Source organism: Antarcticimicrobium sp. (assembly GCF_029212575.1).
In the GTDB taxonomy this organism is placed as follows: domain Bacteria; phylum Pseudomonadota; class Alphaproteobacteria; order Rhodobacterales; family Rhodobacteraceae; genus Antarcticimicrobium.
In genome coordinates, this window is the sequence record NZ_JARGPK010000019.1 from 46065 (window position 1) to 71905 (window position 25841).

A 25841-nucleotide genomic window follows, 5' to 3' on the forward strand; every position below is an offset into this window, starting at 1 on the left:
CCGCCTCAGCGCGGGAAGGCGACCCCGTCCATCAGCTTGCGCGCGGTCCGCAGGATGCCGGCGCTTTCGACCTGTCCCGCCGGGTCCAGCGTGGCAACAACGGTCATCTCTCCGGTCGGATGCTCCACCGCCATGTTGCGCTGGTCGCCCTCTCCCGTCACGGCCAGGGCATGGGCCGGGGTGCCCTCGATCAGGCAGGCGGTGGCGACGCTGACCGCGCCCAGAACCCCGATCGCCTTGTGGCAGCGGTGCGGAATGAAGGTGCGGGTGGAAATCGCGCCGCCATCGCGCGCAGCACTTACCATCGTCATCTTGGGCACCGATTTGTCGGAAACATCGCCCAGGTTCATCAGCGGCCCGCAGGCCAGCCGGATCGCCTCCAGTCGCGCCCGCAGATCCGCATTCGCCTCCAGCGCCTCGGGGTTTTCCTCGCCGGTAATCCCCATATCGGCGGCCCGCAGCACCACGCAGGGCATGCCGTTGTCGATCATCGTCACCTCGACCCCCGCGACCATATCCACCGCGTTGCCGGTGGGCAGCAGTGCGCCGCAGCTTGATCCGGCGGTATCGCGGAACACGATCGGCACCGGGGCCGAGGCACCCGGCACCCCGTCGATCCGCGCCACGCCCGCATAGGTGACCGCGCCGCCGGGCGTCTGCACCCGCGCCTCGGCCACCTGCCCGGTGTTCTCCATATAGATGGTCACCGGCGTCTCGCCGTCCTGCGCCGCGACCAGACCGCGCTCGATGGCGAAGGGGCCGACACCGGCGAGGATGTTGCCACAGTTCTGCGCATCGCTCACAACGGCGCGGTCGACGAAGACCTGCAAAAAGAGGTAATCGACATTGACGCCGGGCCGGTCGGAGCGCTTCACCACCGCCACCTTGGAGGTCAGCGGATCGCCGCCGCCCATGCCGTCGATCTGGCGCGGATCGGGGCTGCCCATGATCGACAAGAGCGCGGCATCGCGCGCCGCCACCTCCTGCGGCAGGTCGTCGGCCAGGAAATAGCCGCCTTTGGAGGTGCCCCCCCGCATCCACATGCAGCCTATCCCGTCAGTCATCTCTACGCCCCTGCTTCTTCTCGTCGAAAATACTCCGGGGGAATCGCGGCTTGCCGCGATGGGGGCAGCGCCCCCGCGCGCCCCGCCTCCTCCTCAGACGTATTTTAGCCCCTTCTCGGCCAGCCGCTCGCGCATCTTGTAGATGTCGAGGCCAAGCTCCCCTGCCTCGAACCGGGCGCGCTTCTCGGCCTCGTTCGCCTCGCGCGCACGGGCCTTTTCCAGCACCGTTTCGGACTCGTCGCGGCGCACCACGCAGACCCCGTCGTCATCGGCGACGATGATGTCGCCCGGGTTGACCAACTCACCGGCGCAGACCACCGACACGTTGACCGAGCCCAGTGTCTCCTTGATGGTGCCCTGCGCGAACACCGCCTTGGACCAGACCGGAAAGCCCATCTCGGTCAGGTCGCGCACGTCACGCACACCGGCGTCGATCACCAGCCCACGACAGCCGCGATGCTGCGCCGAGGTTGCCAGTAGATCACCGAAATAGCCCGCCTCCGAGGGCGAGGTCGGCGCCAGCACCAGCATGTCGCCGTCGCGGATCTGTTCGATGGCGACATGGATCATCCAGTTGTCGCAGGGCGGCGCCGAGATCGTCACCGCGCTGGCCGCCAGCCGCGCGCCGGAATAGATCGGCCGCATGTAGCTGGCCAGCAGCCCCTTGCGCCCTTGCGCCTCGTGCACGGTCGCCACGCCGCATTCGCCCAGCCCCGCGATCACCGCCGGGTCGGCGCGCGCGATGTCCTGCACCACCACGCCCTGTGTTCCCACCGGATAGCTCATGCCAATTCGTCCACGGTCTGGGGAAAGATCATCTCGAAGCCTTCGGCATATTCCGCCTTGCGCCCGCCGGCCATGCCGCCGGAGTTGCGGCGGAAATGGTTGCCACGGTTCTCGGCCACATTGGTGTAGAAGTTCCACAGGTGCTCCTGCCCCTGCATGCATTCGATGGCGGCGCGCTTCTTGTCCCAGACCGGGGTGATGTCGAGGAAGACGTTCGGCTTCCAGCCCATCTGCTCGGTCTGGTGCGGCTCGAACAGATAGAGCTGCGGCGCGCCCAGAACCTTCTGCCCCGGATTGTGGCCCCAGGCCTGCGCGATCATCCGGCACTCCAGCGCGAATTGCGTCGTGTTCATGTGGTCAGTGTTATAGGGGTCCCAGCGCGAATGGCTCATCATCCACTTGGGCTGCACCTCGCGGATGATGTCGACCATCTGCTCCTGCGCGTCGCGGTCCAGCCGCAGCGGGTAGTCGCCCAGGTCGAGAAAGCGAATGTCATTGACGCCAAGCGCGGCGGCGGCGTTGGCGGCCTCTTCTCGGCGCGCCTCCTTGACCCGCTCCAGCGTCATGCCCTCCTGCTTCCACAGCTTGGCGCTTTCGCCGCGTTCGCCGAAGGACAGGCAGGCCACGGTGACCTCGTATCCCAATTGCTGGTGCAGGGCGATCGCGCCGCCGCAGCGCCAGACGAAATCGGCGGCATGGGCGCTGATCACCAGCGCGGTTTTCTTGTCGGACATGGGGTTCCCTCCCGGCGGCATTCATTTTCGGTTCTGGTTACGGCGGCTCGCGTGCCTTGGCTATTTCGTTTCACATGTCCCGTGATAAGATTTGGCTATAGGAGGCGAAAACACCGGCGTCCCGGCAAAGCCCGAAGGGGCACGGGGGGTGCGAGCCATGCGTCAGACGCAGCCCTGCCTTTCGGCGGAGAAGTCATGGTTTTTCGTGCAATGGCAGAATGTTAAGTCAAACTGGTGATCGCGGACCGCCTGCGGACCGCGACCCTTCTTTCCGGGCCCCTTTGCGGGCGGCAACACAGGAGAGCGCACATGTCCCGCATCGGATTCATCGGCACCGGCCATATCGCCGCCCCCATGGCGCGGTTTCTCGCCCGCACCGGGCACGACATCATCGTCTCCGAGCGCAACGCCGAGGTCGCCGCCGCCCTGGCCGAGACCTGCGGCGCGACCGTGGCGCCCAACCAGGCGGTGCTGGACCGGGCCGAGGTGGTGTTCCTCTGCCTGCGCCCGCAGATCGCCAAGGCGGTTCTCTCCGGGCTGACCTTTCAGTCCGGCCAGCGTATCGTCTCGGTCATGGCGGGCATTTCTCTGGCCGATCTGGGCCGTCTCTGCGCCCCGGCCCGCGACATCACCCTGACCATTCCGCTGGGCTTTCTCGAACAGGGGGGCTGCCCCCTGCCCGCCTGTCCCGATGGCGATCTGCTGGAGCGGCTGTTCGCGCCGGAAAACCCGGTGATTGCGGTGCCGGACGAACATGCCTTTACCCTGCATTTCGCGATCTGCGCGATGGTGCCGGGGCTGCTCGACCTGATCGCGACCGGGGCCGACTGGCTGGCGGCAGAGACCGGCGACCCGGAGATGGCGGAATTTTATACCTCGCAACTGGTCTCGGGCTTTCTCGCCACGATCGGGCGCGCGCCCGGAACCCTGGCGCAGGAGCGGGACGCGCTGGCGACCGAGGGGTCGATCAGCCTGCGGATGACCCGGGCGCTGCAATCGGGCGGCGCGCATGACGCGCTGCGCGCGGCGCTGGACGGGATCGGCGCGGATCTGACCGGGGGCTAGCGTCCCGCCAGGCCACGGGCCATGTTGCACAGCATCTCGAACATGATCGACACGCCGAGATAGGCGGTGGCGCCGGAGGCGTCGAAGGGCGGCGAGACCTCGACAAGGTCGGCGCCGACGATATCGACCCCGGTCAGCAACCGCGCCACCAGCAGCGCCTGGTATGAATTCGGCCCGCCCACCTCCGGCGTGCCGGTGCCGGGGGCAAAGGCCGGATCGACGAAATCGATGTCGTAGGAGACATAGGTCGCCCCATCGCCGGCAATCTCGCGCGCCTCTGCCATCACGTCTTCGGGGGTGCGGGCGTGAAATTCCTCGATCGGGATCACCCGGATGCCTACGGCCTCGGCGAAATCGCGGTCCTCGTTGTCGTAAGCGGTGCCGCGAATGCCGATCTGCACCACCCGTTTCGGGTCCAGCAGCCCCTCCTCGACCGCGCGGCGGAACGGGGTGCCGTGGGTGTATTGGGTGCCGTCGAAATAGTCCTTGTAAAGGTCGGTGTGGCTGTCGAAATGGATCATGCCCAGCGGCGCGTCCCTGGCCAGGGCCCGCAGCACCGGCAGGGTCGAGAGGTGATCGCCCCCGGCGGAGAGCGGCACGATCCCGGCCCTGCGCAGATCGTCATAAAAAGCGGTGATGCGCTCCATGCTGTCGGCGATATCCGCCGGGTTCGGGCCGACGTCGCCCAGATCGGCGCAATTGACCAGCTCGAACGGGCGCACCCCGGTGGCGCCGTTCTGCGCCCGGATCATCGTCGAGGCGTCGCGCATCTGGCGCGGACCGTGGCGCGGGCCGGGGCGGTTGGTGGTGCCGCTGTCCCAGGGGATACCGACCAGGCCGATCTGCACCTCGGCCCGGCGCGGATCCCCGGGCGCCACATGCGGCAGCCGCATGAAGGTGGGGATGCCGGCAAAGCGCGGCAGGTCGAAGCCGGAAACAGGGTGGAAAAACGGGTCGTTCATGGGTACTCCTTCGGCAAAGGCTGCGCGGGATCACTATCGGTGGGGCGGTTGCCGCATGCAATGGCGCGGTGCCGGTTTGACCTGCGTCATGGCGAAGGCCGCCGCGTCGGGCGAGCCTCGGGGGCGGGAGGAGACCGCTGATGCAGATCGAACCAAACCGGGCCGCGGCCCCATGGGCGGGCGCGCGCGACATGCTGGACCGCCCCGGCGGGCGGCTCAACATCGGTTACGAGGCCTCGGACCGCCATGTGATCCACGGCCATGGCGCGCAGACCGCGCTGCGCTGGCTGGGCAAGGACGGCAGCCGCCGGGATATCAGCTATGCGGATCTGTCGCGGCTTTCGTCGCGTTTCGCCAATGTTTTGCGTGCGCATGGGCTGCAGCAAGGCGACCGGCTGTTTGCCCTGATGGGCCGCGACCCGGCGCTCTATGCCGCGGCGCTCGGCACGCTGAAAGCCGGGCTGATCTTCACCCCGCTGTTCTCCGCTTTCGGGCCGGAACCGATCCGCACCCGGATGGAGATCGGCGATTGCACCGTGCTGCTGACCACCGAAGCGATCTACCGGCGCAAGATCGCCCCGTGGCGCGACCAGATCGCGTCGCTGAAACTGGTGCTGATCGTCGGCGACGAGGCGCCCGAGGGCTGTGTCGCCCTCGGCCCCGCGCTGGAAGGCGCCTCAAACGAGTGCGAGGTCGCGCAGACCGACGAGGACACCCCGGCGCTGATCCATTTCACCTCCGGCACCACCGGGCGGCCCAAGGGCGCGGTGCATGTGCATGGCGCCGCGATTTACCACGCCTATTCCGGGCAGGCGGCGCTGGGGCTGAGCCCCGGCACGATCTACTGGTGCACCGCCGATCCCGGCTGGGTCACCGGCACCTCCTACGGCATCATCGCGCCCCTGGTGAACCGGGTGACGATGATCGTTGACGAGGCGGAGTTCGAGCTGGAGCGCTGGTACGGAACGGTCGAGCGGGAAAGGGTCGCGGTCTGGTATTCCGCCCCCACCGCGATCCGGATGATGATGCGGGCGGGTGCCGAGGCCGCGAAACCCTACGATTTTTCCGCGCTGCGCTTTCTCGCCAGCGTCGGAGAGCCGCTGAACCCCGAGGCGGTGATCTGGTCGGAACGGATCTTTGGCCAGCCGTTCCATGACAACTGGTGGCAGACCGAAACCGGGGGCATCATGATCGCCAACACGCCGGGGATGCCAGTGAAACCCGGCTCGATGGGCAAGCCGCTGCCGGGGATCGAGGCCGGGATCGTCAGCCAGGGGGATGGCCCGCTGCGCGAACTGGGGCCGGGAGAGATCGGTGAGTTGGCGCTGCGTCCCGGCTGGCCGTCGATGATGCGCGCCTACCTGCATGAGCAGGCCCGCTATGACAAATGTTTCCGCGACGGCTGGTATCTGTCGGGCGATCTGGCGACACGCGACGCTGACGGTTTTTACTGGTTCGTCGGGCGTGCCGATGACCTGATCAAGTCCTCCGGCCACCTGATCGGCCCGTTCGAGGTGGAAAGTGCGTTGATCGAACATCCCGCGGTCGCCGAGGCCGGGGTGATCGGACTGCCGGACGAGACCGCGGGCGAGGTCGTTCAGGCCTATGTGACGCTCAATCCCGGTCATGAACCCTCCGAGGCGCTGGAGCGCGAATTGCGCGGCCATGCGCGCAAGCGGCTCGGCGCGGCGGTGGCTCCGCGCGCCATCCTGTTCCGCCACACCCTGCCCAAGACCCGCTCGGGCAAGATCATGCGCCGCCTGCTGAAAGCGCGCGAACTGGGCCTCCCCGAGGGCGATATTTCCACTTTGGAGAGCGACGAGACATGACCGCATCGGACAAACCCCGCCTCGACCGCGCCCATGTGACCGGGCTGCTGGCCCAGATGCTCCGCATCCGCATGTTCGAGGACAAATGCGCCGAGCTTTACACCCGCGAGAAGATCCGCGGGTTCCTGCATCTTTACGACGGCGAAGAGGCCATCGCGGCGGGGATCATCCCGCTGCTGGGGGACGCCGACCGCATCGTCGCCACCTACCGCGAACACGGGCACGCATTGGTGCGCGGGGTGCCGATGCCGGGGATCATGGCCGAGATGTACGGCAAGGCCGAGGGCTGCTCTGGCGGGCGCGGCGGCTCGATGCACCTGTTCGACGCGGCGCGCAACTTTTTCGGCGGCAATGCCATCGTTGGCGGTGGTCTACCGCTGGCCGGGGGGCTGGCGCTGGCCGACCGGATGCGCGGCGAGGATCATGTCACCGCCTGTTTCTTCGGCGAGGGCGCGGTGGCCGAGGGCGAGTTTCACGAGACCATGAACCTTGCCCGGCTGTGGCGCCTGCCGGTGCTTTTTGTTTGCGAGAACAACGGCTACGCCATGGGCACCGCGCTGGACCGCTCGGAATCGCAGACCGACATCCGCGCCAAGGCCGCCGCCTACGGGATCGAGGCGCAGACCGTGGACGGGATGGACGTGATCGCGGTCGAGGTCGCGGCGAAACAGGCGCTGGCGCGGATTCGCGAGACTGGCGAGCCCGCGTTTCTGGAATGCCGCACCTACCGGTTCCGGGCGCATTCGATGTTCGACGCCCAGCTTTACCGCAACAAGCAGGAGGTCGAGGAATGGCGCGCGCGCGGCCCGATCCTGCGGTTCCGCGACTGGCTTCTCGACAACGGGTTGTTGCACGCGGACGAGATCGCCGGGATCGAGGCGCGGATCGAGGCCGAGATCGCCGCGGCGGTGGCGTTCGCCGAGGCCGGCACATGGGAGCCGGTCGAGGATCTGACGAACCATGTTCTGGGCGCCGCCCCGCCCGCCCCGGCCCGGGTCGAGCCCTCTGGCGAGATGATCGAAACCACCTATCGAGAGGCCGTGCGCGCGGCGCTGCGCGAGGCGATGCAAGCCGACGACCGGGTGTTCCTTATGGGCGAGGACGTCGGCGCCTATGGCGGCTGCTACGCGGTGTCGATGGGGCTGATGGAGGAGTTCGGCCCCGACCGCATCCGCGATACGCCGCTGTCGGAGTCCGGCTACACGGGCCTCGGCATCGGTGCAGCGGCGGTGGGGATGCGGCCCATCGTCGAGTTGATGACGGTCAACTTCTCGCTGCTGGCGCTGGACCAAATCCTCAACACCGCCGCCACCTTGCGGCACATGTCCGGCGGCCAGTTCGGGGTGCCGCTGGTGATCCGCATGGCCACCGGCGCGGGCAAGCAGCTTGCGGCGCAGCATTCGCATTCGCTCGAGGGGTGGTACGCGCATATCCCCGGTCTCAAGGTGCTGGCCCCGGCGACGCTGGAGGATGCGCGCGGGATGCTCGCCACCGCGCTGGACGATCCCGACCCGGTGCTGATCTTCGAGAACGTGATGTTGTACAATATGTCCGGCGAACTGGACAAAACGGCGGGGGCCGTCGACATCGCCAAGGCGGCGATCCGCCGCCCCGGCTCCGACATCAGCCTGATCACCTATGGCGGTTCGCTCCTCAAGACGCTGGAGGCGGCCGAGGCGCTCGCGGGAGATGGGATCAGCGCCGAGGTGATCGACCTGCGCAGCCTGCGGCCGCTCGACGATGAAACCATCATGGCCTCGCTGGCGAAAACCCGCCGCGCGGTGGTGGTGGACGAGGGCTGGCGCAGCGGGTCGCTGTCGGCGGAGATTTCGGCGCGGATCATGGAACAGGCGTTCTGGTCGCTGGATGCGCCGGTGGGGCGGGTTTGTTCGGCAGAGGTGCCGATCCCCTATCCGCATCACCTGGAACAGGCCGCGATCCCGCAGGTTGACGCCATCGTGGCGACCGCCAAAGCCGCGATGGGGCGCTGACATGGCAGTGTTCCGGATGCCGTCGCTGGGCTCGGACATGACCTCGGCCAAGTTGTCCGAATGGCTGGTGCAACCGGGCGACCGGGTCACCCGCGGCGACGTGGTGGCGGTGGTCGAGACCCAGAAGGGTGCGATCGAGATCGAGGTGTTCGAGACCGGGACTGTTACCGAGCTGACCGCGACACCCGGCGCCGAGTTGCCGGTGGGGGCGCCGCTGGCGGTGATCGCGGCAGAGGGTGAGGAGACGGGCGAAAAGACGGGCGGGGAAACGGGGGCCGAAGCGCCCGACGCGCCCCCGGTCGCGGATCGGCCTGTCGTGGATGTTCAGACGCTGCCACAACCGCAGACCGGGGGCATCGCGGCCTCTCCCGCCGCGCGGGTCCGGGCGCATGACCTCGGCGTCGACCTGGCCAGGCTCCGGGGTAGCGGACCGGGGGGCGCCATCGTGCTGGCCGATGTGGAGGGAGCCACCTCCGCCCCGTCGCCCGCGCCGGAGCAGCCGAGCCGCTCCGGGCTCGACTTCGACGAGATGCGCAGGGCCATCGCCGGCGCGATGAGCCGCGCCAACCGCGAGATCCCGCATTTCTACCTGTCGCAGACCATCGACCTCACGCCCGCCTCCGAATTCCTCACCGCCCACAACGCCGACAAACCGCCCGCCGAGCGGCTGCTGATCGGCGCGTTGTTCTTGCGTGCGGCGGTGGGTGCGGCACGGGCGGTGCCGCAGCTCAACGGCTGGTATGAGGAGGGCTTTCGCGCCGCCGAGACGGTGAACATCGGCGTTGCGGTGGCCCTGCGCGGCGGCGGGCTGGTGGCGCCCGCCCTGATCGGGGCCGAGGCGATGGACCTGGCGCAGACCATGGCCGGGATGCGCGACCTGGTGACCCGCGCCCGCGCCGGGCGGCTGCGCAATTCCGAGATGACGCAAGGCACACTTACGGTTTCCGCGCTGGGCGAAATCGGGGCGGAGGCGATGGCGGGGGTCATTTTTCCGCCACAGGTGGCGCTTCTGGGCATTGGCGCACCGCAGACCCGGCCATGGGTGGTTGACGGAACGGTAATCCCGAGGCAGGTGGTAACGGTCACGCTGGCGGCGGATCACCGGGTTGCCGATGGCCGCCTCGCCGCGAAATTTTTATCTGAGTTTGAAACGCTTGTTTATTGCCCGGAGCGATTATGACCCCTGAAGAGATCCGCAACGCCTACCTCGAAGAGCTTGTGACCGTCGCCCCGGACATTGACCCGCTGACGGTTCGGGATTCCGATCACCTGCAGGACGATCTGGAGCTTGATTCGATGGACGTGCTGAATTTCGTGACCGCGCTGCATGACCGGCTGGGCGTGAACATCCCCGAGGCGGACTATCCCCATATCGCCACCCCGGCCCTCGCGGTCGACTACCTGGCGCGGATGATCGCGCTGAAAAAAGGCTAGGCCGCCGCCAGCCCCATCGCGGCGGCGATCAGGCCCGAGGTGAGCAAAACGCTGCGCGACAGCGCCGCCTCGTCGAAGTCGAAGTGCGGCGTGTGATGGGCATCGGCCAGATCGGCGCCAAGAACGAAGATACCCCCGGTGCCGCCCCGAGCGGCCGCCCGTCGTGCCAACGTGGTGGCATCCTCGCTGGCGCCGAAGAAGAGGTCTGGCAGCGCGGTCTCGAAGGCGCCGGAACGGGCGTTCACTGCCGCGCCCCAGCGGGCGACTTCCGCAGGGTTGCTCCAGGCCTCGGCCCCGCCCATCGGGGTGATCTCGACCTCCAGCCCGTGACCGATGGCGGCGCCCTCGATCATCGCCCGGCAGCGCCGGTCGAGGGCGGCAAGGTCGTCGCTGTCTCCTGCGCGCATCTCGAACTCGAACTCGGCCCGCTCCGGCACGATGTTCACCGCCGTTCCCGCGCTCAGAAGGCCGACGTTGACGCGGATGCCCGGCTGGCTGGACTGGGCCAGCGCGTGCAGCCCCTGCACTGCCTGCGCCGCGCCCAACAGCGCGTTGCGCCCGCCCTCGGGGGTCTTGCCCGCATGGGCCGCCCGCCCGGTCAGCGTGACGAGATGGCGCGCGTTGGCGAGAAACCCGTGCACCGCAAAGGCGGCGGAGCCGGACGGCACGCCAAGGCCGAGGTGAATGGCGACGAACAGATCGACATCGTCCATCCAGCCCGCCTCGGCCACCGCGCGGCCGCCGCGCCCGCCCTCCTCGGCCGGTTGGAACAGCAGTTTCAGCCGACCGCGCCCGGAGGCCAGAAAGGGGCGCAGCAGGCGGGCGGTGCCGAGGCCGATGGCGCTGTGGCCGTCATGGCCGCAGGCATGCATCACGCCCGGCGTGGCCGAGGCATAGCCGCCTGCGGAGGGGGCATGGTTGCCGCCGGCCTCATGGATCGGCAGCGCGTCGATATCGACCCGCAGGCAGACCGTCGGCCCCGGCCGCCCGGTGTCGAACAGCGCGATGCAGCCGGTATCGCCCTCGCCCGGGATCGGATTGGCGCTGAGGCCAGCGCGCTCCGCTTCGCCCAGGAAATCCGGGCCGGAAATCACCTCGTAGCCTTCGGCGGTCAGATCGTCGACGATCCGCGCGGTGGTCTCGATCTCCTGCCAGCCCAGTTCGGGGGTGCGGTGGAAGTGCCGGCGCCGCTCCACCAGCCAGGGCTGCAGCGCCTGCGCCCCCTCCTGCAGCCGGGTCAGGAGGGACGGATCGAGGTCGGGGGAGAGCGGCAGATCTGTCATGCCGCAAACCTAGACACGCCCGACGCCGCACGGCAAGCGTAACCCGCTTGGCGGAAACACGCGCAAGCCGCCGCGGTTTGGCGAAAAGCCGCGCAGGGCTTACCCCCGGGGCTTGAGCGGGCGGGCCCGGCGGGCCAGAACGGACAGACTTAAAAAACCTCCAAACCGAGCAGGACCTGCCACCATGTTGTTTCGAACGACCTTGTTTCGCACAGTCGCCCCGGTTCTGGGTGCCGCGCTGATCGCCCTTGCCCCCGCCGGGCCGGTTTCCGCCTCGACCAGTTGCGATGCCCCCCTCACCCGGGATATCCCGCACCGGGCGGCGCGCGCGCCCTCGGGAAGCGCGGTGATGCAGGAGTTGATGAACACCGGCGGCGGCGCCCGCGACGCGGCGATCGTGACCCAGGTGCTGTCGGGCAACCTGCCTGCCTTCCTGCGCACGCTGAAGCCGGTGACCCTGTCGGGCAAGCTGGCCGACGGGCAACAGGTGCGGGTGACGATCTGCGTGACGCCCGATTACCTTTCCGTCGGAGATGACCGCGATTACGTGCGGGTGCCGATGGGCCTTGCCGCCGCTGCCCGCGTTGCGAGCGAGCTTGGGTTCCTGCTGCCGACGCCGCGCATGGTCGATGCGATCTACAGCCAGGCTGCGGTGCATGTCGCCCCCAGCCCGATGACGCCGGGCAGCAAAATGGCCTCGACCGCCTATCTGCTGGAACATGACCGCACGGTGGACCGCCAGCGGTCGCAGGTGAGCCGCGAGGCCGGTGCGCTGACTGCCGGGCAGAAAAAGGACATCGTGCTGACCAACCGGCTGCTGTCAAAGCCCGGGCGGGTGGCGATCTATGGCTGGCACCGGCCCAACGGAAAGCCGATCCAGCCGTTGAGCACGGTGCATGGCGCGGGCTATGCCGATTACAGCCACGGCGTGCGGCTGATCAGCCGCACCGCCTATCTCAACGGCAAGCAGGTGGATCTGAACCAGATCATGCAGGACCGCGCCCTGGCCAGCATCGTCACCGGCGAGGGGCCGATCGGCAATGCGGAGCGGCTTCTGGCCGGGCTGTACTGAGGCCGGCGCGCGCCCTGTCATCCCCGCGCCCGCCGTCATCCCGGCGCAAGCGGGGATCTCACGACACATCCCGCACCGTCACGAGGCCCCCGCTTTCGCGGGGGTGACAACTCCAGCAGGGCTACACGTGGCATGGCGGCGCGGCGGATGGGTTCCGGCCTCGAGGTGACCTGAACGCTCTCACCTGCTTTGGCGCCTATTTGATCGTCTTGCAGCAGCGGAATCCCAGGTGATAATTCTCGTGGCTTCCCGAACTCATCACCCGGCTGCCGTGCCAATAGGGCGCGCGCCAGCGGCACCAGTCGGGATGGGCGCGGTACTTGTCCCAGATGAACCAGCTGCCCTTCATCTCGGTCACGCCGAGCTTTGTGCTGCCGCGGCTTGTCATCTGGTCAGGCGCCATCGGCAGGTTCATGTGCTCGGCGGCGTTGCCGTGCTGGTCATAGACCCCCAGCTTGCTGACGCAGCCGGGAAAGGCGCCGGTAGGATAGGTGTTGGAACCGCAGGAATTGTACCCCCCGCCGCCGCAGGAGGCGCTTTTCTCGCTGTTCTGGGCGCAGACCCCGCGCTGAAACGCCGGACCATAGGCCCAGGCGGCGCTGCCGGCGTATTTGCGGTTGTGGATCGAGCGCATCGCGGCGACCGAGCCGGCGCCAAAGGGGTAATCGGGCGGCTCCAGCGCCCCGGCGCAGGCGCCCTCCCATTCATGCGCGTCACAGAGCCGCTTGCCCACGGCGGCGCAGACCTCGGCGGCCTCCTTCGCCTTTACCCAGACCACCGGATAGGTGCAGGGGATGTTGGGAAACTCGAACTGGTCGATGCAAGCGCGGGCATCGCTGGCGCTCTGGGTTCGCGGATCGTAGAGCGGCGCCATATAGGCGTCGCCGCAGATCCGGGCGTTGCGGGCATTGGCGTAGCCGCCGGAAGGGATCCGGGCGCGGCATTGCTCCGGTGTCATCGGGTGGCGGGTGATCCTGGGGTTGCCCTGCCCCATGAAGCCCGAGCGGGCGAAGATCTCCTGCACCCGGGCCATCTGCGCGGCAGAGAGCCTGTGCACCTGTTTCAGCTGCTGGAACAGCACCGCGTTGGCCTCTTGCAGGGTGGTCTGGGCCCCGGCGGGCGCGGTGAGACCGGCCAGCGCGAGCAGCCCGGCGAAGATCATTGCGCGGATCATTTCAAGGGTCCTTCCGGGTCAGGTAAAACAGGTCGCGGTTGTCGGCGAAGCCGATGAAGCGCGGCAGGATGGCGCCGCCGCTGACCTTTTTCTCGATCAATGCCATGCCGGGCACCAGGTGCTCCACATGCACCTGCCCGCCCTTGCGGGCGTAGACGGCAAGATAAGTGTGCTCCAGCGCGTTCATGTCGAGCAGCATGGCATAGTCGCAGCCATAGGCCTGAAAGGTCCGCGCCATGGCCGAGGGGGTGGCGGTCGAGAAATAGCCGTAGATCAGGTAGCGGGTGCCGCCGGCGCGCGCCATGCAGGCACCTGCGCGCAGGGTGCGTAGCTCGGCCTTGGCCGAGCCCGACCAGTTGCCCGGCCCCCATTTGGTGACCCGGTCGCCGGGTGCGCCCATCCCGGTCTCGGGATCGAATTCGAGGATTGGGACGCCGTTTTGCCGGGCAAAGCGGATCTGCGGCAGCAGCGCGTTGTCGCCCTCTTCCCAGGTCTTCATGTGCAGGCTGCCGTCGGTCAGGGCGTAGAGCGTCGAAAGCCCCGGCCAGAGCTTGCTCAGGATCACGCCCTTTTCGATGAACCCGTAGTGGTGGCCATAGTTGAAGCCAGCCATGTCGCCGTATTTGAAGGCGCCGTGCTGACGTTTGAACCCGGCGGTAAAGGTCGCGACAGCGCGGTGGGCGATCTCGGGGTTGACCATGCCCAGCATCACCAGTGGATCGGCGTTGCGTAGCCCGTCCGGCCCGGGCATCCCGCGCGGGCGGATGTTGCCCGGCGGGCGCGGCGACCAGCCAAGGTCCGGGTGATCGGTGCCGACCGCATAGCCGATGTCGAATTGCGCCATGTCAAATGCGATCATGTAGCCGGTGGCGCGCGCCTCGATCCCGTCGAGCCGGTTCGCCTGCCCCGGCCCCTGCATCACCGCGTCAGCGATGTAGCGCGGCTGGAAGGTGCTGGCGAAGACGCCGGGAACGCCCGCCGCCGGATACCACAGCCCCACCGCCATCCGCTTGGCGTCGCCCCCCTCCAGCGCCATGTCCAGAAGGGTCGAGATCACCGGGCGCTCGCCCAGTTCGAAATTGGTCAACATCGGCGCCGGCCCGGCCCCCGGCCCGTCGGTGGCGCGGCCCACCGCTTCGCCGGTTTCCAGCTGCGAGTCGCGAAAGAAGTTGTCGCGCACGAAGCGCACGATGGTTTCCCCGCCCCAGACGTTGTCGCGCAGAAACTCTGCCGTCGCCTCCAGCGTGGTGCGCGCGCCACTGACCTTGTTGCGCAGGTAAAGCTTGCCGTCGCAGATCGGGGCATAGGCCAGCCCGGTCGCGCGCGCATCGGAGAGCGCCGCGTCGGCCCAGGGGTGGCAGCGCGTCCCGTTCACCACCAGCACCGGCCCCTCGGGCTCCAGCACCACGCGGCGCGCACCCGGATCGGGGTTTTCAAGGTGATAGTTCGCCGGGGCCTTGTCCGGCGCGGTGCGGGTCTGCAGCAGATACCATTCGCCCACGTTGGGGTTGAGGTCGATCAGCGTGATCTCCAGCCCCGTCGCCGCGTCCGTCGCGGTGACCGTGTTTCGGAACGGTTGCAGCTCAAGGATGCTCTTGGCGCGCACCGCGTCATAAGCCTCGCGCTGGGCCAGCAGTGTTTCGGCTGTCTGCGCCTGTGCGCTTGCCGCCACCAGCAGCGGTGCGAGCACCCCGAGTCCCCTTGCGAGCCTGCGCATCGCGCCCTCCCCCTTGCTCATCACAGCACCATCCGCAGCAGTTTCAGCGCGCCCTTTTTCCAGGGCACCCGGTGGCTGACCCCGGCCTGAGTGGAAATCCGGTCGCGGTTGGCGACGTACCAGTCATAGTTGCGAACCAGCGCCTCGGCGTTGGAATGCACCGGCGCGTAGCCCAGCCGGTCGCGGATCTTGTCGATGCTGACGAAACTGTCCTTGGCGGCGGTCTCGTAGATCCACTTGTAGAGCGGCGAGAGGTGCAGCGCCTCAAGCGCGCGCAGGGTGGCAATGGCCGGCCCCGCCGGGAACCCGATGATGCGCTTGCCGTGACCGGCCCGGTCCAGCACCGCCTGGAAACTCTCGCGCAGGCTGCCGTATTCGGCCGCGCCGACGTTGAAGGTGTCGTTCACCGCCGTGGCATCTCCGGTGGCGCAGAGGGAAACCGCCTGGCTCAGATCCTCCACGTCCATCAGCTGATAGATGTTGTCGCCTGACCCCAGCACCGGGAATCCGTGGCCGTCGAAGGCGAAATCGTAAAGCAGCTCAAAGGCGCCCAGACGCTCCGGCCCGACGAAGGATTTCGGCCGCAGGATCGGCAGGCACATGCCGCGGGCCCGGAAATCGGCGCAGAGGTGCTCCGCCTTGACCTTGGATTCCCCGTAGGGGCCGACGCCCTGCATCGGGTCGTCCTCGGTCAGCGGGTGGTGATCGGGGATGCCATAGACGGCGGTGCTGGAGATATGGATGAAACGCGCGATGCCGCGTTCCTCTGCGGCCTCCAAAAGCGACAGCGTGCCGCCGACGTTGGTCGAATGGATCTCGGTCGGATCGGCCAGCGGCAGTGCTGCGGCGCAATGCACCACCACATCGACCCCGTCAAAGGCGCGGTCGTAGAGCCCCAGGTCGCGGATGTCGCCCTGCAACACGTCGATGCGGCCGGCCTCGGGGTAGGAAAACGGCGCGATGTCGTAGCTGCGCACATCCTGGCCGCGCTCCAGCAGGTAGCGGATCAGGTTGATCCCCATGAACCCGGCCCCTCCGGTAATCAGAAACCGTTGCTTTGCCATCGCTTTTCGTCTTTCCTCTCTGGCAGCGCGTTGAATCCTCCGCCCGACGCATCCATCCTGCCCGGCATCGTGGCGCATACGACATGACCTGTGTCAAATGGTCCGGCCGGAAACCACATTAGATAGATATGCTGGCCGCGACCCCGCGCCTTGCCAAGGGAAGACCCCGGACCACGAATGACGATCCTGCAACAAGATCCGATGACCGACCGCACGCCGCTGGTGCTGGACGTGGACGGCACGCTCTTGCGTACCGACATGCTGCACGAGACATTCTGGGCGGCGATGGGGCGCGACAGCCCGGCGGCGTTGCGGGCGCTGGCGCGCGGTTGGCGCGCGCCGAACCTGCTCAAGGCGGATCTCTGCGGAATCGCCGTCCCGAATGTCGCGCTTCTGCCATTGCGGCCCGAGGTCGTCGCGCTGGCAGAGGCGGCCCGGCGGGACGGGCGGCCCGTGCACCTCGCCTCGGGTTCCGATCACAGGCTGGTCGAGGCGGTGGCGCGGCGGCTGGATCTGCCGGGGGAGCATTTCGGCTCGGATCGCAGCCGCAACCTGACCGAGACCACCAAGGCGCAGGTGCTTATTGACCGGTTCGGCTCCGGCGGGTTCGACTATGCCGGCAACTCGGCGGCCGATCTGCCCGCCTGGGGCGCGGCGCGGCGGGCTATCGCGGTGGAACCCGGGCCGGGGCTGCGGCGGCGGCTGGATGCGATGGGAAAGCCGCTCCAGATTCTCGGGGACCGCGCCGGAGCGGGGGCGCTGTGGCGCGAGCTGCGCCCGCAGCAATGGGTCAAGAACCTGCTGCTGTTCCTGCCCCTGCTGGTGGCGCATGAGTTCGGCGCGGCGGCGCTGCTGGCCACGCTGCTGGCCGTGGCGGCGTTCTGCGCCGGGGCCTCGGCGATCTATATTCTCAACGATCTGCTCGATCTCGAGGCGGATCGGCTGCACCCGGAAAAGCGCGACCGCCCGATCGCATCGGGCGCGCTGCCGATCGGTGAGGCCATGGCGGCCAGCGGCGCGCTGGCGCTGCTGGCTCTGATGCTGGCCTGGGGCGCCGGACCGCCGGTTGCGGGGCTGACGCTGCTCTATATGGTCGTGAGCCTGGGCTATTCGCTCTGGCTCAAGAAACGCCGCTGGGTCGATCTGGTCAGCCTCGCGGCCATGTTCCTGCTGCGGGTGCTGACGGGGGCGGCGGCGGCGCAGGTCGCGGTGCCGGGGGTCTTGCTGGGGTTCGTCTTTGCCGTGTTCCTGACGCTGGCCTGCGTCAAGCGGATGACGGCGCTGGCGCGCGCGACCGATGGTGGCCAATTGCCCGGGCGGGGCTATTCGCGGGCCGATTTCAAGCGTCTCGAATGGGTCGCGGCGGCGGGTATCGCGCTGAGCGCCGCGCTGTTCCTGGTCTATGCCTTCAGCGGGCATTCCGCCGCGCTTTACGACTCGCCGCTGTTGCTGGCCGGGGCGGTGTTGCCGCTGGCGGCCTGGCTGTTTCGCATCGTCCGGCTGAGCGAACAGGGGCGTGAACACTACGACCCGGTGCAGTTCGTCACCCATGACCGGACCGGGTTGCTGATCGCCGCGCTGGGGGTCGGGTTGGCGATCCTGGCGGTCTGAGGGGGCGTTCAGTCGCAACGGAACACGAAGCGTTTGTCGAGCTGGTATTTGATCACATATCCCGCCGTCAGCCCCAGAATCGCGCCCGCTTCGCGCATCTGGCGGGTTTCCCAGATGGCCCAGAACAAGCTTTCGGCGCCCCAGAACAGCGCAGTGGTCGCAACCCCGGTCAACGTGTAGAGCGAGAACCGACGCGCCTGGGTGCCGAGGGCCCGGCTCCGGTCGAAGAAGATCCAGCGCTTGTCGAGCAGGTATTTCACCACCAGCCCCACGCCGGTGCCGCAGATCAGCGCCATGATCAGGCCCGCCGCGCCCTCCGGCAGGGTGGCGAACACCGCCCGCTGCGCCCCGAGGTTGCACAGGGTCGCGATGGCCGCGAAAGCCGCGTAGCGTATGATCAGACCCGCTGTTGTCACCTGCCCTGCCCCGCCTGTTTCGGCCCCTTATGCCACGCCCTACCGCCGGAGCGAAGCCGTCGCGTCACTGGTAGGTGCGCGCCCTCAGGTCGGTCTCGTCGATCATCCGGTTGCACAGCTGCAGCAGCGCCGCCTCGGGTGGCGACAGGCTGCGCCGCGGGTTGGTCAGAAGATAGATGTTCACCGCCGGCAGCTTGGAATAGGGCGGCAACTGGCGCAACTGGCCAAGGGTGACGTCGCGCTCGGCCACATGCACCGGCAGCGCGCCGATGCCGATATTGACGATGATCATGCGCCGCACCTCGGGCAGGTTGGCCGACAGCCCCTTGAGCCCCGGCGCCAGCCGCGCCCGGTGCCGCAGCCCCGAGACCGCGTCGAGCGGGCCGCCCTCGATCTCGGTATAGAAGGAGACCGAGGATTCGCCCTCCAGGTCGAAAATCTCGATTTTCGGCTTGCCGAACAACCGGTGGCGCGGCCCGCAGTAGAGGCCGAAGTATTCCCGGAACAGGATTCGCGCCTCGAGCTCGGCAGGGATCTTGTTGAGCAGGCAAATCCCCATGCTGGCGCGGTTCTGCCGCACCTGGCTGACCACGTCGGAACTGTCGGCCACGACCATCGAATAGGTCACCTTGGAATGCTGCGCGTGGAACTCCTCCAGCACCCGGTCGAAATGGGGCGAGACCACATGGCTGGCCAGAACGATGGTGACATGGCCCGAAAGCTCCTCTTCCTCGGCCTCCATGAGTTCGGGCAGTTGTGACACCGCCCCGAAGATCGAGGCGCATTCGGAATAGAGCGTACGCCCCGCCGCCGTCACCGTGAAGCGGTGCGGCCCGCGCTCGACCAGGTGATGGCCGGTCGCCTCCTCCAGACGGCGCAGCGCGCTGCTGATCGTGGGTTGTTTCAAACCGAGGAAATCGGCGGCCTTGGTCACCCCCTGCTGCTCCACGATCACCATGAAGGTGCGCAGCAGGTTCCAGTCGAGGTTCCAGGGAAAGCGCTGTCCGCGGGTGTTTATCATAGTTTTCCGGAATGGTAATGATTTCTAATATCTATTTGCTTTATGCAAGTCGCCTGTGCAAGCTTTTTCGCAGGCAGCGGTCCCTCGCCGGCTCTGGGTTCGGACCCGCGGCCGCTGAACCATCAAAAACAAAATCGGGAGATGAAGATGACCACTCGCAGAACCACGATGAAAGCTGCCTTCGCCGCAGGCGCCCTGCTGATCGCCGGGCTGGGCGCCGCCGCCCCGGCGCTGGCCGAGGAACTGGACGCGATCAAGGAAAAGGGCGTGATCCGCATCGCCATGAGCGGCGCCTACCCGCCGTTCAACTTCGTCAACGAGCAGAACGAGGTCGTCGGCTTCGACCCGGCCATCGGCACCGAGATCGCCAAGCGCATGGGGCTCGAGGTCGAGATCATCACCACCGCCTGGGACGGCATCATCGGCGGGTTGCTGGCCAACAAGTACGACGCCATCGTCGGCTCGATGACGATCACCGAGGAGCGCGACAAGGTGGTCGATTTCGTCGGCCCCTATTACACCACCAAACGCGCCGTGTTCACCAAGCCCGGCAGCGGCATCACCAGCGTGTCGCAACTGGGCGACGTCAAGGTCGGCGTGACCCTGGGCGAGACGCACGAAGAATGGGCCAAGGACCAGGGCTATAAGGTCAGCACCTACAAGGGTCTGCCCGAACTGCTGCTGGAACTGGACAACGGCCGCGTCGACGTGATCGTGAACGACTCGATCGCCGCGATCCTGGCGATGACCGAGAAGGGCCAGGAGTTTGAAATTATCGATGACCTGGAGACCGAGGCATTCGGCGCCGGCATCGCCATCCGCGAAGGCAACCCCATGCTCGCTGCCGAGATGCAGGCCGCGCTGGACGCGATGATGGAAGACGGCACCTATGTCGAGATCGCCATGAAATGGATCGGCGCCGACATCCGCTGAGGCGGGACAGAAAGACCGGGTCCGCCCCGCGAGGCGGACCCCACCAATAACGATAAATCACGGGGGGTCGGATGACGACCGATTACGGGAAGCTCACCTGGGAGGAGGTTCGCGACGCGGACAAGGACCGCGTTGTGATCCTGAACGTCTCGGCCACCGAGGATCACGGCCCCCACATGCCGCTGGACACCGACACCGTGCTGGGCATGGCGGTGGCCAATGGTGTGGCCGAGGCCGCCCCGGACGAGGTTTTCGTGATGCCGCCCGTTCCCTACGGTTTCAACGAGCATCACAAGGATTTCCCGGGCGTGATCTGGATCCAGCCGGAAACCCTGATCGCCTTTGTCACCGACATCACCAAGTCGCTGGCGCATCACGGGTTCCGCCGCATCCTGCTGCTGAACTCGCACGGCTCCAACCATCCGGTGCTGGATCTCGCCGCGCGCAAGACGGTGATCGAGACCGGGATCATCTGCGTCTCGGCCTCCTACTGGAACCTCTGCGCCGACCGGATCAACGAGATCCGCAAATCCGAGACCGGCGGCATCGCCCACGCGGGCGAGTTCGAGGCGGCGATGTACATGCACCTTCAGCCCGAGCATGTGGACCTGTTCAAGGCCGCCACCCAGAACCTGCACGATCCGGATACCCGGTTCTTCAACCTGGATCTGGCCCGGGGCGGCGGCAAGGCGATGCTGATGCGCTGGTGGTCGGAGGCCTCGCCCGACGGGACGATGGGCGATCCGACTGTGGCGACACCTGAAACCGGCGCGGCCTTTCTGCGCGCGGCGATCGAGGAGACCACGGCCCTGGTGCGCGAGATTCGCGCGCTGCCGATCCTCGACCGCACCGATCACCACTGAACACGGGGGAAAACGGCGCATGGACATCGACCTGATGATGAAGGTCTACCCGTTCTTTCTCAAGGCGGCGTGGGTGACCGTTCAACTCTCCGTCCTGACGGCGATCCTTGGCCTGATCTGCGGCTCGCTCGGGGCTGCCGCGCGGCTGTCGCGGCATGCGGTGCTGCGCTGGATCGGGGGCGCCTATGTCAGCTTCATCCGTGGCACACCGGCGCTGATCCAGCTGTTCATCCTCTATTTCGGCGGGCCGCAGGTGGGCATCCAGCTCGATGCTTTCGAGGCCGGGGTGATCGGGCTGGGCGTGAACATCGGCGCCTATATGACCGAGACCATCCGCGGCGCCATCATCTCGATTGACAAGGGCCAGGTCGAGGCCTCGCGCACCCTGGGGATGAGCCGGTTCCAGACCTTCCGCAAGGTGGTTCTGCCGCAGGCGATGCGGCTGATGATCCGACCTCTGGGGGTCAACATCAACGCGCTGATCAAGGGCACCGCGCTGGTTGCCGCGATCTCGGTGGTGGAACTGACCTATACCGCACAGCGCTATATCGGCTCGACCTACAAGCCGTTCGAGATGTTCCTGATGTCGGGGCTTCTCTACATGGTCATCATCTACGTCACCGGCCGCGCCGTCACATGGCTCGACAACAAGGCAAAGATCGTCTGATCCCAACCGGATAGGAGGAGCCCGCATGGGCCTCGATTTCTCAGTCATCCCCGGCTACCTCGACGTGATCGCACTGGGTGCGCTCTGGACCATCGCGATTACGGTGGGCGCTGCCCTGCTCAGTTTCTTCGGCGGCATCGTCTTCGCGGTGATCGCGCTTTACGCCCCGGTGCTGGTGCGGTTGCCGTTCCGGGCCTTTGAGTGGCTGTTCATGGGTACGCCGCTCTTGCTGCAACTGTTCCTGATCTACTTCGGTCTGGTGCAGATCGGCATCGACCTGCCCGCCTTTGTCGCCGGGGTGATCGGGCTGGGGCTGCATTTCGCGGTCTACAATTCCGAGCTGATCCAGACCGCCATCGTCGCCGTCGACAAGGGCCAGATGGAGGCCGCCCGCACCGTGGGGCTGAGCCGGGGACAGGCGCTGCGCAAGGTGGTGGTCCCGCAGGCGGTGCGCGACGTGATCCCGCCGATCGGCAACAACATGATCGCGCTGCTCAAGGATTCGGCGCTGGTCTCGGTGATCGGCGTGACCGAACTGACCCTGTCCGCACAACTGGCCATCGGCCGCACCTATCGCCCGTTCGAGTTCTACGTGCTCGCGGCGCTGTTCTATTACGTCATCAACCTCGGCATGGAGGCCGTGCTTCGGCGCATTGAGCGCCGGGTGCAGGCCGCCCGATGACCGCAAAGGGAGAACAAGGACATGACTGACGAGAAACCCTTTGTGGACATCCGCCATGCGCAGAAAAGCTATGGCACGCTGGAGGTTCTCAAGGACATCAGCCTGACGGTGAACCGGGGCGAGATCGTTGCCATCATCGGCCCCTCGGGATCGGGCAAGTCGACGCTCTTGCGCGCGATCAACGATCTCGATCCGCTGACCGGCGGCGAGGTCTGGCTCGAGGACACCCAGATCAACAAGCAACTGCCGCACCGCCAGTACGAAAAACATATCAACCAGGTGCGCCAGGACATCGGCATGGTGTTCCAGCACTTCAACCTGTTCCCGCACCTGACCGTGCGCGGCAACATCACGCTGGCCCCGAAAATGCTGAAAGGGCTCTCCGAGGCCGAGGCCAACGCGCTGGCCGAGGAGCAACTCGACAAGGTCGGCATGCTGGAGCGGATCGACTACTATCCCTCGCAGCTCTCCGGCGGGCAGAAACAGCGGGTTGCCATCGCCCGCGCGCTGGCGATGAAACCCAAGGTCATGCTGTTCGACGAGGCGACCTCGGCGCTCGACCCCGAACTGGTCGAGGAGGTCAACCTGGTGATGAAAAAGCTCGCCGAGGAACACATGACCATGATCATCGTCACCCACGAGATGGGCTTTGCCGAAAGCGTCTGCGACCGGGTCCTGTTCATGGATCAGGGCGTGGTCGTCGAAGAGGGGCCGCCCAGCGTGATCTTCCGCAACCCGGAAAACGAGCGCACCAAGAATTTCCTCCGCAAACACCTGGCTTCAAACAAAGAATGACGCAAATGTCCCACCTCTTCTACCAGTCGCGCCAGCCGCGCCCCACGCTCGACCGGGGCGAGGGGATCTATTTGTACGATACCACCGGCAAGACCTACATCGACGGCTCCTCCGGCGCGATGGTGTCCAATATCGGCCACTCCAACCCGCGCGTTCTGGCGGCGATGAAGGCGCAGATGGACCGCGCAACGTTCGGCTACCGGCTGCACTTCCAGACCGAGCCGTCCGAGCGGCTGGCGGCCAAGACTGCCGCGCTGATGCCCGAGGGGCTGGACCGGGTGTTCTTTGTCTCCGGCGGCTCCGAGGCGGTGGAAAGCGCGATCAAGATGGCGCGGCAATATGCGATCACGCAAGGCCAGGACAGCCGCTGGAAGGTGATCTCGCGCTATCCCTCCTACCACGGCTCGACGCTGGGGGCGCTGGCGCTGACCGGCTATGATCCGCTGTCGAAACCCTTTGCGCCGATGATGCGCGAGATGCCCAAGATCGCCGCGCCGACCTGCTATCTGGATCACGACAACCTCGACGATGACCAGCGCGGGCTGAAGTATGCCGAGCTGCTGCGCGACAAGATCCTGTCCGAGGGGCCCGACAGCGTGCTCGCCTTCATCATGGAGCCTGTGGGCGGCGCCTCGACCGGGGCGCTGGTCGCGCCCGACAGCTATTACGCGCGCATCCGCGAGATCTGCGACGAGTTCGGCATCCTGCTGATTTATGACGAGGTGATGACCGGCGCCGGGCGCACCGGCAAGTTCATCGCCGCCGAGCATTGGGGCATCAGCCCCGACATCATCGCGCTCTCCAAGGGGTTCGCCGCCGGCTACGCGCCCTTGGGGGCGATGGTGGCGCGCGGCGATATGGTCGAGGCGGTGCTCGATGCCGGCGGATTCCTGCATGGCTATACCTATGCCGGCAACCCGCTGGCCTGCGCCGCCGGTTGCGCCGTGCTGGACGAGATCAGCCAAAACGATCTGGTCGGCAACGCCGCCGCCATGGGCGATCTGCTGAAAGCCCGCCTGACCGGGCTGATGGACCGCTTCCCCTTCATCGGCGACGTGCGTGGGCTGGGGCTGTTGCTGGCCTTTGAGCTGGTCTCCGACCGCGACACGATGGCACCGCTGCCGAAGGAGCTGAACGCCTACACCCGGCTGGTCGATCTGGCCTATGAGCGGGGATTGATCATCTATTCGCGCCGCACAAGGGGCGGGATCGAGGGCGATCATTTCATGGTGGCGCCGCCGCTGATCGTGAGCGAGGCGCAGATCGGCGAGATCATGGAAAAGCTGACCGACAGTATCCTTGTCATGGCCCGCGAAATGTCCCTGCCGGTGACCGGATGACCACCCTGCCCGACAAGTCCGCCGCGATGGAGGATGCCGTCGCCGCGATCCCCGACGGGGCCACGGTGATGCTGGGCGGCTTTGGCGTGCCCGGCACGCCCTTTGCCCTGATCCGCGAGCTGGTGCGGCAGGGGCAGAAGGATCTGACCGTCATCAAGAACGACGCCAACGAACAGGGCATGGGCGTCGATCACCTGCTGGCCAGCGGCCAGGTGCGCAAGCTGATCACCACCCATATCGGGCTGAACCCGCGCGCGGTGGCGATGCTGAACGCCGGCGAGATCGAGGTCGAGTTCTGCGCCCAGGGCATCCTGGCCGAGCGGGTGCGCGCGGGTGGCGCGGGCCTCAGCGGGGTTCTGACCGACATCGGCATCGAGACCGAGTTGGCCAAGGGAAAGCAGGTGGTCGAGGTCGATGGCCGCCCCGCCCTGCTGGAGCGTGCCCTGCGCGCCGACGTGGCCCTGATCCACGCCGACTGCGCCGACCCCTTTGGCAACCTGGCCTATGTCGCCACCGCGCGGAACTTCAATCCGATGATGGCGATGGCCGCCAACCTGGTGATCGCCGAGGCCGAGAAGCTGGTGCCGCTGGGCGGCATCGCGCCTGATCAGGTGCATACCTCCGGCGCCTTCGTCGACCGGGTGGTCGAACTGCAATCCGTTTCCGAGGAGTATGGCGTTGTCCGACGCTAAGGCCCGCATGATCGCCCGCGCTGCGCGGGAAATCGCGCCTGGGATGGTGGTGAACCTCGGGATCGGCCTGCCGACCAAGGTGGTCGATCACCTCGCCGCGGGTTTTCCCGTCTGCCTGCATACCGAGAACGGCATGACCGGGATCGGCCCCAGCCTGCCGCCCGACCGGGCCGACCGCAACCTGATCGACGCCGGCGGCGCCTATGTCTCGCCGGTGCCGGGCAGCGCCTATTTCGACAGCGCGGCGTCTTTCGCGCTGGTGCGCTCCGGGCGGCTGGACCTGACCATGCTGGGCGCCTTCGAGGTCTCGCAGAACGGCGATCTGGCCAACTGGAAGATCCCCGGCAAATTCTCGCCCGGCGCGGGTGGTGCCATCGAACTGGCGCAAAAGGCGCGGCGCGTGGTCGTCCTGACCACCCATACCGACCGCGCCGGTCAGCCCAAGCTCTTGCAGCGTTGCACCCTGCCGCTGACCGCGCGGGGCTGCGTCGCCCGCATCTTTACCGACATGGCGGTAATCGACGTGACGCCCCAAGGTTTTGCCCTGCGCGAGATCGCCGAGGGGCTGGAGCCGGAACAGGTGATCGCCGCCACCGGCGCGCCCCTGTGCCTGCCCGAGGGTGATCTGCCCCGTTTCTGAAGGAAC

Annotated in this window: 25 protein-coding genes; 15 read left to right on the forward strand and 10 right to left on the reverse strand. The window is 67.2% G+C overall.

Annotated elements, in window-relative coordinates; genetic code table 11:
- Positions 1–5 precede the first annotated feature (5 nt).
- The 3 genes from P1U75_RS03345 to P1U75_RS03355 form a co-directional block, all read right to left on the reverse strand.
- Entirely contained in the window at positions 6–1064 is a 1059-nt protein-coding gene (locus P1U75_RS03345; RefSeq protein WP_300239793.1) for a 4-oxalomesaconate tautomerase, read from the reverse strand.
- Between the two features lie 93 nt (positions 1065–1157).
- Positions 1158–1850: a 4-carboxy-4-hydroxy-2-oxoadipate aldolase/oxaloacetate decarboxylase gene (locus tag P1U75_RS03350; RefSeq protein WP_300239795.1), complete on the reverse strand. Its 693-nt coding sequence runs from the start codon at positions 1848–1850 to the stop codon at positions 1158–1160.
- Positions 1847–2584, reverse strand: coding sequence for a PIG-L deacetylase family protein (locus tag P1U75_RS03355; protein WP_300239797.1), 738 nt, complete (start codon positions 2582–2584; stop codon positions 1847–1849). Before P1U75_RS03355 ends, P1U75_RS03350 begins: the two co-directional genes overlap by 4 nt.
- Positions 2585–2893: 309 nt before the next feature.
- Between P1U75_RS03355 and P1U75_RS03360 the strand changes: the two genes are divergently transcribed.
- Positions 2894–3649 carry an NAD(P)-binding domain-containing protein gene (locus tag P1U75_RS03360; protein ID WP_300239799.1) on the forward strand — a complete coding sequence of 252 codons (756 nt, stop codon included), beginning with the start codon at positions 2894–2896 and terminating at the stop codon, positions 3647–3649.
- Here the strand turns inward: P1U75_RS03360 and speB are convergent.
- Positions 3646–4611, reverse strand: a complete 966-nt coding sequence (speB, locus tag P1U75_RS03365; RefSeq protein ID WP_300239801.1) for an agmatinase — start codon at positions 4609–4611, stop codon at positions 3646–3648. The genes P1U75_RS03360 and speB overlap by 4 nt on opposite strands.
- Before the next feature lie 140 nt (positions 4612–4751).
- Between speB and acsA the strand changes: the two genes are divergently transcribed.
- The 4 genes from acsA to P1U75_RS03385 are packed head-to-tail and all read left to right on the forward strand — an operon-like array spanning position 4752 to position 9865.
- Positions 4752–6440, forward strand: coding sequence for an acetate--CoA ligase (gene acsA, locus P1U75_RS03370; protein ID WP_300239803.1), 1689 nt, complete (start codon positions 4752–4754; stop codon positions 6438–6440).
- Positions 6437–8431, forward strand: a complete 1995-nt coding sequence (gene pdhA / locus P1U75_RS03375; RefSeq protein ID WP_300239806.1) for a pyruvate dehydrogenase (acetyl-transferring) E1 component subunit alpha — start codon at positions 6437–6439, stop codon at positions 8429–8431. Before acsA ends, pdhA begins: the two co-directional genes overlap by 4 nt.
- A gap of 1 nt (position 8432) precedes the next feature.
- Positions 8433–9611: a dihydrolipoamide acetyltransferase family protein gene (locus tag P1U75_RS03380; protein WP_300239808.1), complete on the forward strand. Its 1179-nt coding sequence runs from the start codon at positions 8433–8435 to the stop codon at positions 9609–9611.
- On the forward strand, positions 9608–9865 hold the full coding sequence (locus tag P1U75_RS03385) for an acyl carrier protein (RefSeq protein WP_300239812.1): 258 nt from the start codon (positions 9608–9610) through the stop codon (positions 9863–9865). The genes P1U75_RS03380 and P1U75_RS03385 overlap by 4 nt, the downstream gene beginning before the upstream one ends.
- On the opposite strand, the gene P1U75_RS03390 is transcribed toward P1U75_RS03385, so the two are convergent.
- Positions 9862–11148, reverse strand: coding sequence for an amidohydrolase (locus P1U75_RS03390; protein ID WP_300239814.1), 1287 nt, complete (start codon positions 11146–11148; stop codon positions 9862–9864). The genes P1U75_RS03385 and P1U75_RS03390 overlap by 4 nt on opposite strands.
- 184 nt (positions 11149–11332) lie before the next feature.
- Between P1U75_RS03390 and P1U75_RS03395 the strand changes: the two genes are divergently transcribed.
- Positions 11333–12220 carry a hypothetical protein gene (locus P1U75_RS03395; RefSeq protein ID WP_300239816.1) on the forward strand — a complete coding sequence of 296 codons (888 nt, stop codon included), beginning with the start codon at positions 11333–11335 and terminating at the stop codon, positions 12218–12220.
- Positions 12221–12416: 196 nt separating this feature from the next.
- Here the strand turns inward: P1U75_RS03395 and P1U75_RS03400 are convergent, their stop codons facing one another.
- Genes P1U75_RS03400 through P1U75_RS03410 form a run of 3 tightly spaced genes read right to left on the reverse strand, consistent with a single transcriptional unit; the run spans position 12417 to position 16175 of the window.
- On the reverse strand, positions 12417–13394 hold the full coding sequence (locus tag P1U75_RS03400) for an SUMF1/EgtB/PvdO family nonheme iron enzyme (RefSeq protein WP_300239819.1): 978 nt from the start codon (positions 13392–13394) through the stop codon (positions 12417–12419).
- Position 13395: 1 nt separating this feature from the next.
- Positions 13396–15132 (reverse strand): hypothetical protein, encoded by a 1737-nt coding sequence (locus tag P1U75_RS03405; protein ID WP_300239821.1) that lies wholly within the window; start codon positions 15130–15132, stop codon positions 13396–13398.
- The gene (locus tag P1U75_RS03410) at positions 15132–16175 is read right to left on the reverse strand and encodes an NAD(P)-dependent oxidoreductase (RefSeq protein WP_300239823.1); all 1044 of its coding nucleotides are present in this window, start codon (positions 16173–16175) and stop codon (positions 15132–15134) included. Before P1U75_RS03410 ends, P1U75_RS03405 begins: the two co-directional genes overlap by 1 nt.
- Positions 16176–16352: 177 nt before the next feature.
- Between P1U75_RS03410 and P1U75_RS03415 the strand changes: the two genes are divergently transcribed.
- On the forward strand, positions 16353–17786 hold the full coding sequence (locus P1U75_RS03415; protein ID WP_300239826.1) for a UbiA family prenyltransferase: 1434 nt from the start codon (positions 16353–16355) through the stop codon (positions 17784–17786).
- A gap of 8 nt (positions 17787–17794) precedes the next feature.
- Here the strand turns inward: P1U75_RS03415 and P1U75_RS03420 are convergent, their stop codons facing one another.
- Together P1U75_RS03420 and P1U75_RS03425 are read right to left on the reverse strand one after the other, a co-directional pair.
- The gene (locus tag P1U75_RS03420; protein WP_300239828.1) at positions 17795–18202 is read right to left on the reverse strand and encodes a GtrA family protein; all 408 of its coding nucleotides are present in this window, start codon (positions 18200–18202) and stop codon (positions 17795–17797) included.
- A gap of 64 nt (positions 18203–18266) precedes the next feature.
- Positions 18267–19223 carry a LysR family transcriptional regulator gene (locus P1U75_RS03425; RefSeq protein WP_300239831.1) on the reverse strand — a complete coding sequence of 319 codons (957 nt, stop codon included), beginning with the start codon at positions 19221–19223 and terminating at the stop codon, positions 18267–18269.
- A 147-nt stretch (positions 19224–19370) separates the two neighbouring features.
- On the opposite strand from P1U75_RS03425, the gene P1U75_RS03430 reads away from it, so the two are divergent.
- The 8 genes from P1U75_RS03430 (at position 19371) to P1U75_RS03465 (ending at position 25835) form a co-directional block, all read left to right on the forward strand.
- Positions 19371–20156, forward strand: a complete 786-nt coding sequence (locus tag P1U75_RS03430) for a transporter substrate-binding domain-containing protein (protein ID WP_300239833.1) — start codon at positions 19371–19373, stop codon at positions 20154–20156.
- Between the two features lie 71 nt (positions 20157–20227).
- A complete protein-coding gene (locus P1U75_RS03435) occupies positions 20228–21019 on the forward strand; it encodes a creatininase family protein (RefSeq protein ID WP_300239835.1) in 792 nt (263 codons plus the stop codon).
- 19 nt (positions 21020–21038) lie between these two features.
- On the forward strand, positions 21039–21686 hold the full coding sequence (locus P1U75_RS03440) for an amino acid ABC transporter permease (RefSeq protein ID WP_300239838.1): 648 nt from the start codon (positions 21039–21041) through the stop codon (positions 21684–21686).
- Between the two features lie 25 nt (positions 21687–21711).
- A complete protein-coding gene (locus P1U75_RS03445) occupies positions 21712–22368 on the forward strand; it encodes an amino acid ABC transporter permease (protein ID WP_300239840.1) in 657 nt (218 codons plus the stop codon).
- Between the two features lie 21 nt (positions 22369–22389).
- The gene (locus tag P1U75_RS03450) at positions 22390–23163 is read left to right on the forward strand and encodes an amino acid ABC transporter ATP-binding protein (RefSeq protein WP_300239842.1); all 774 of its coding nucleotides are present in this window, start codon (positions 22390–22392) and stop codon (positions 23161–23163) included.
- A 5-nt stretch (positions 23164–23168) separates the two neighbouring features.
- Positions 23169–24503, forward strand: a complete 1335-nt coding sequence (locus P1U75_RS03455) for an aspartate aminotransferase family protein (protein WP_300239844.1) — start codon at positions 23169–23171, stop codon at positions 24501–24503.
- Positions 24500–25195 (forward strand): CoA transferase subunit A, encoded by a 696-nt coding sequence (locus P1U75_RS03460; RefSeq protein ID WP_300239846.1) that lies wholly within the window; start codon positions 24500–24502, stop codon positions 25193–25195. The genes P1U75_RS03455 and P1U75_RS03460 overlap by 4 nt, the downstream gene beginning before the upstream one ends.
- Complete coding sequence (locus tag P1U75_RS03465) at positions 25182–25835, forward strand: 3-oxoacid CoA-transferase subunit B (protein ID WP_300239848.1); 654 nt, start codon at positions 25182–25184, stop codon at positions 25833–25835. The genes P1U75_RS03460 and P1U75_RS03465 overlap by 14 nt, the downstream gene beginning before the upstream one ends.
- Positions 25836–25841: the final 6 nt, after the last annotated feature.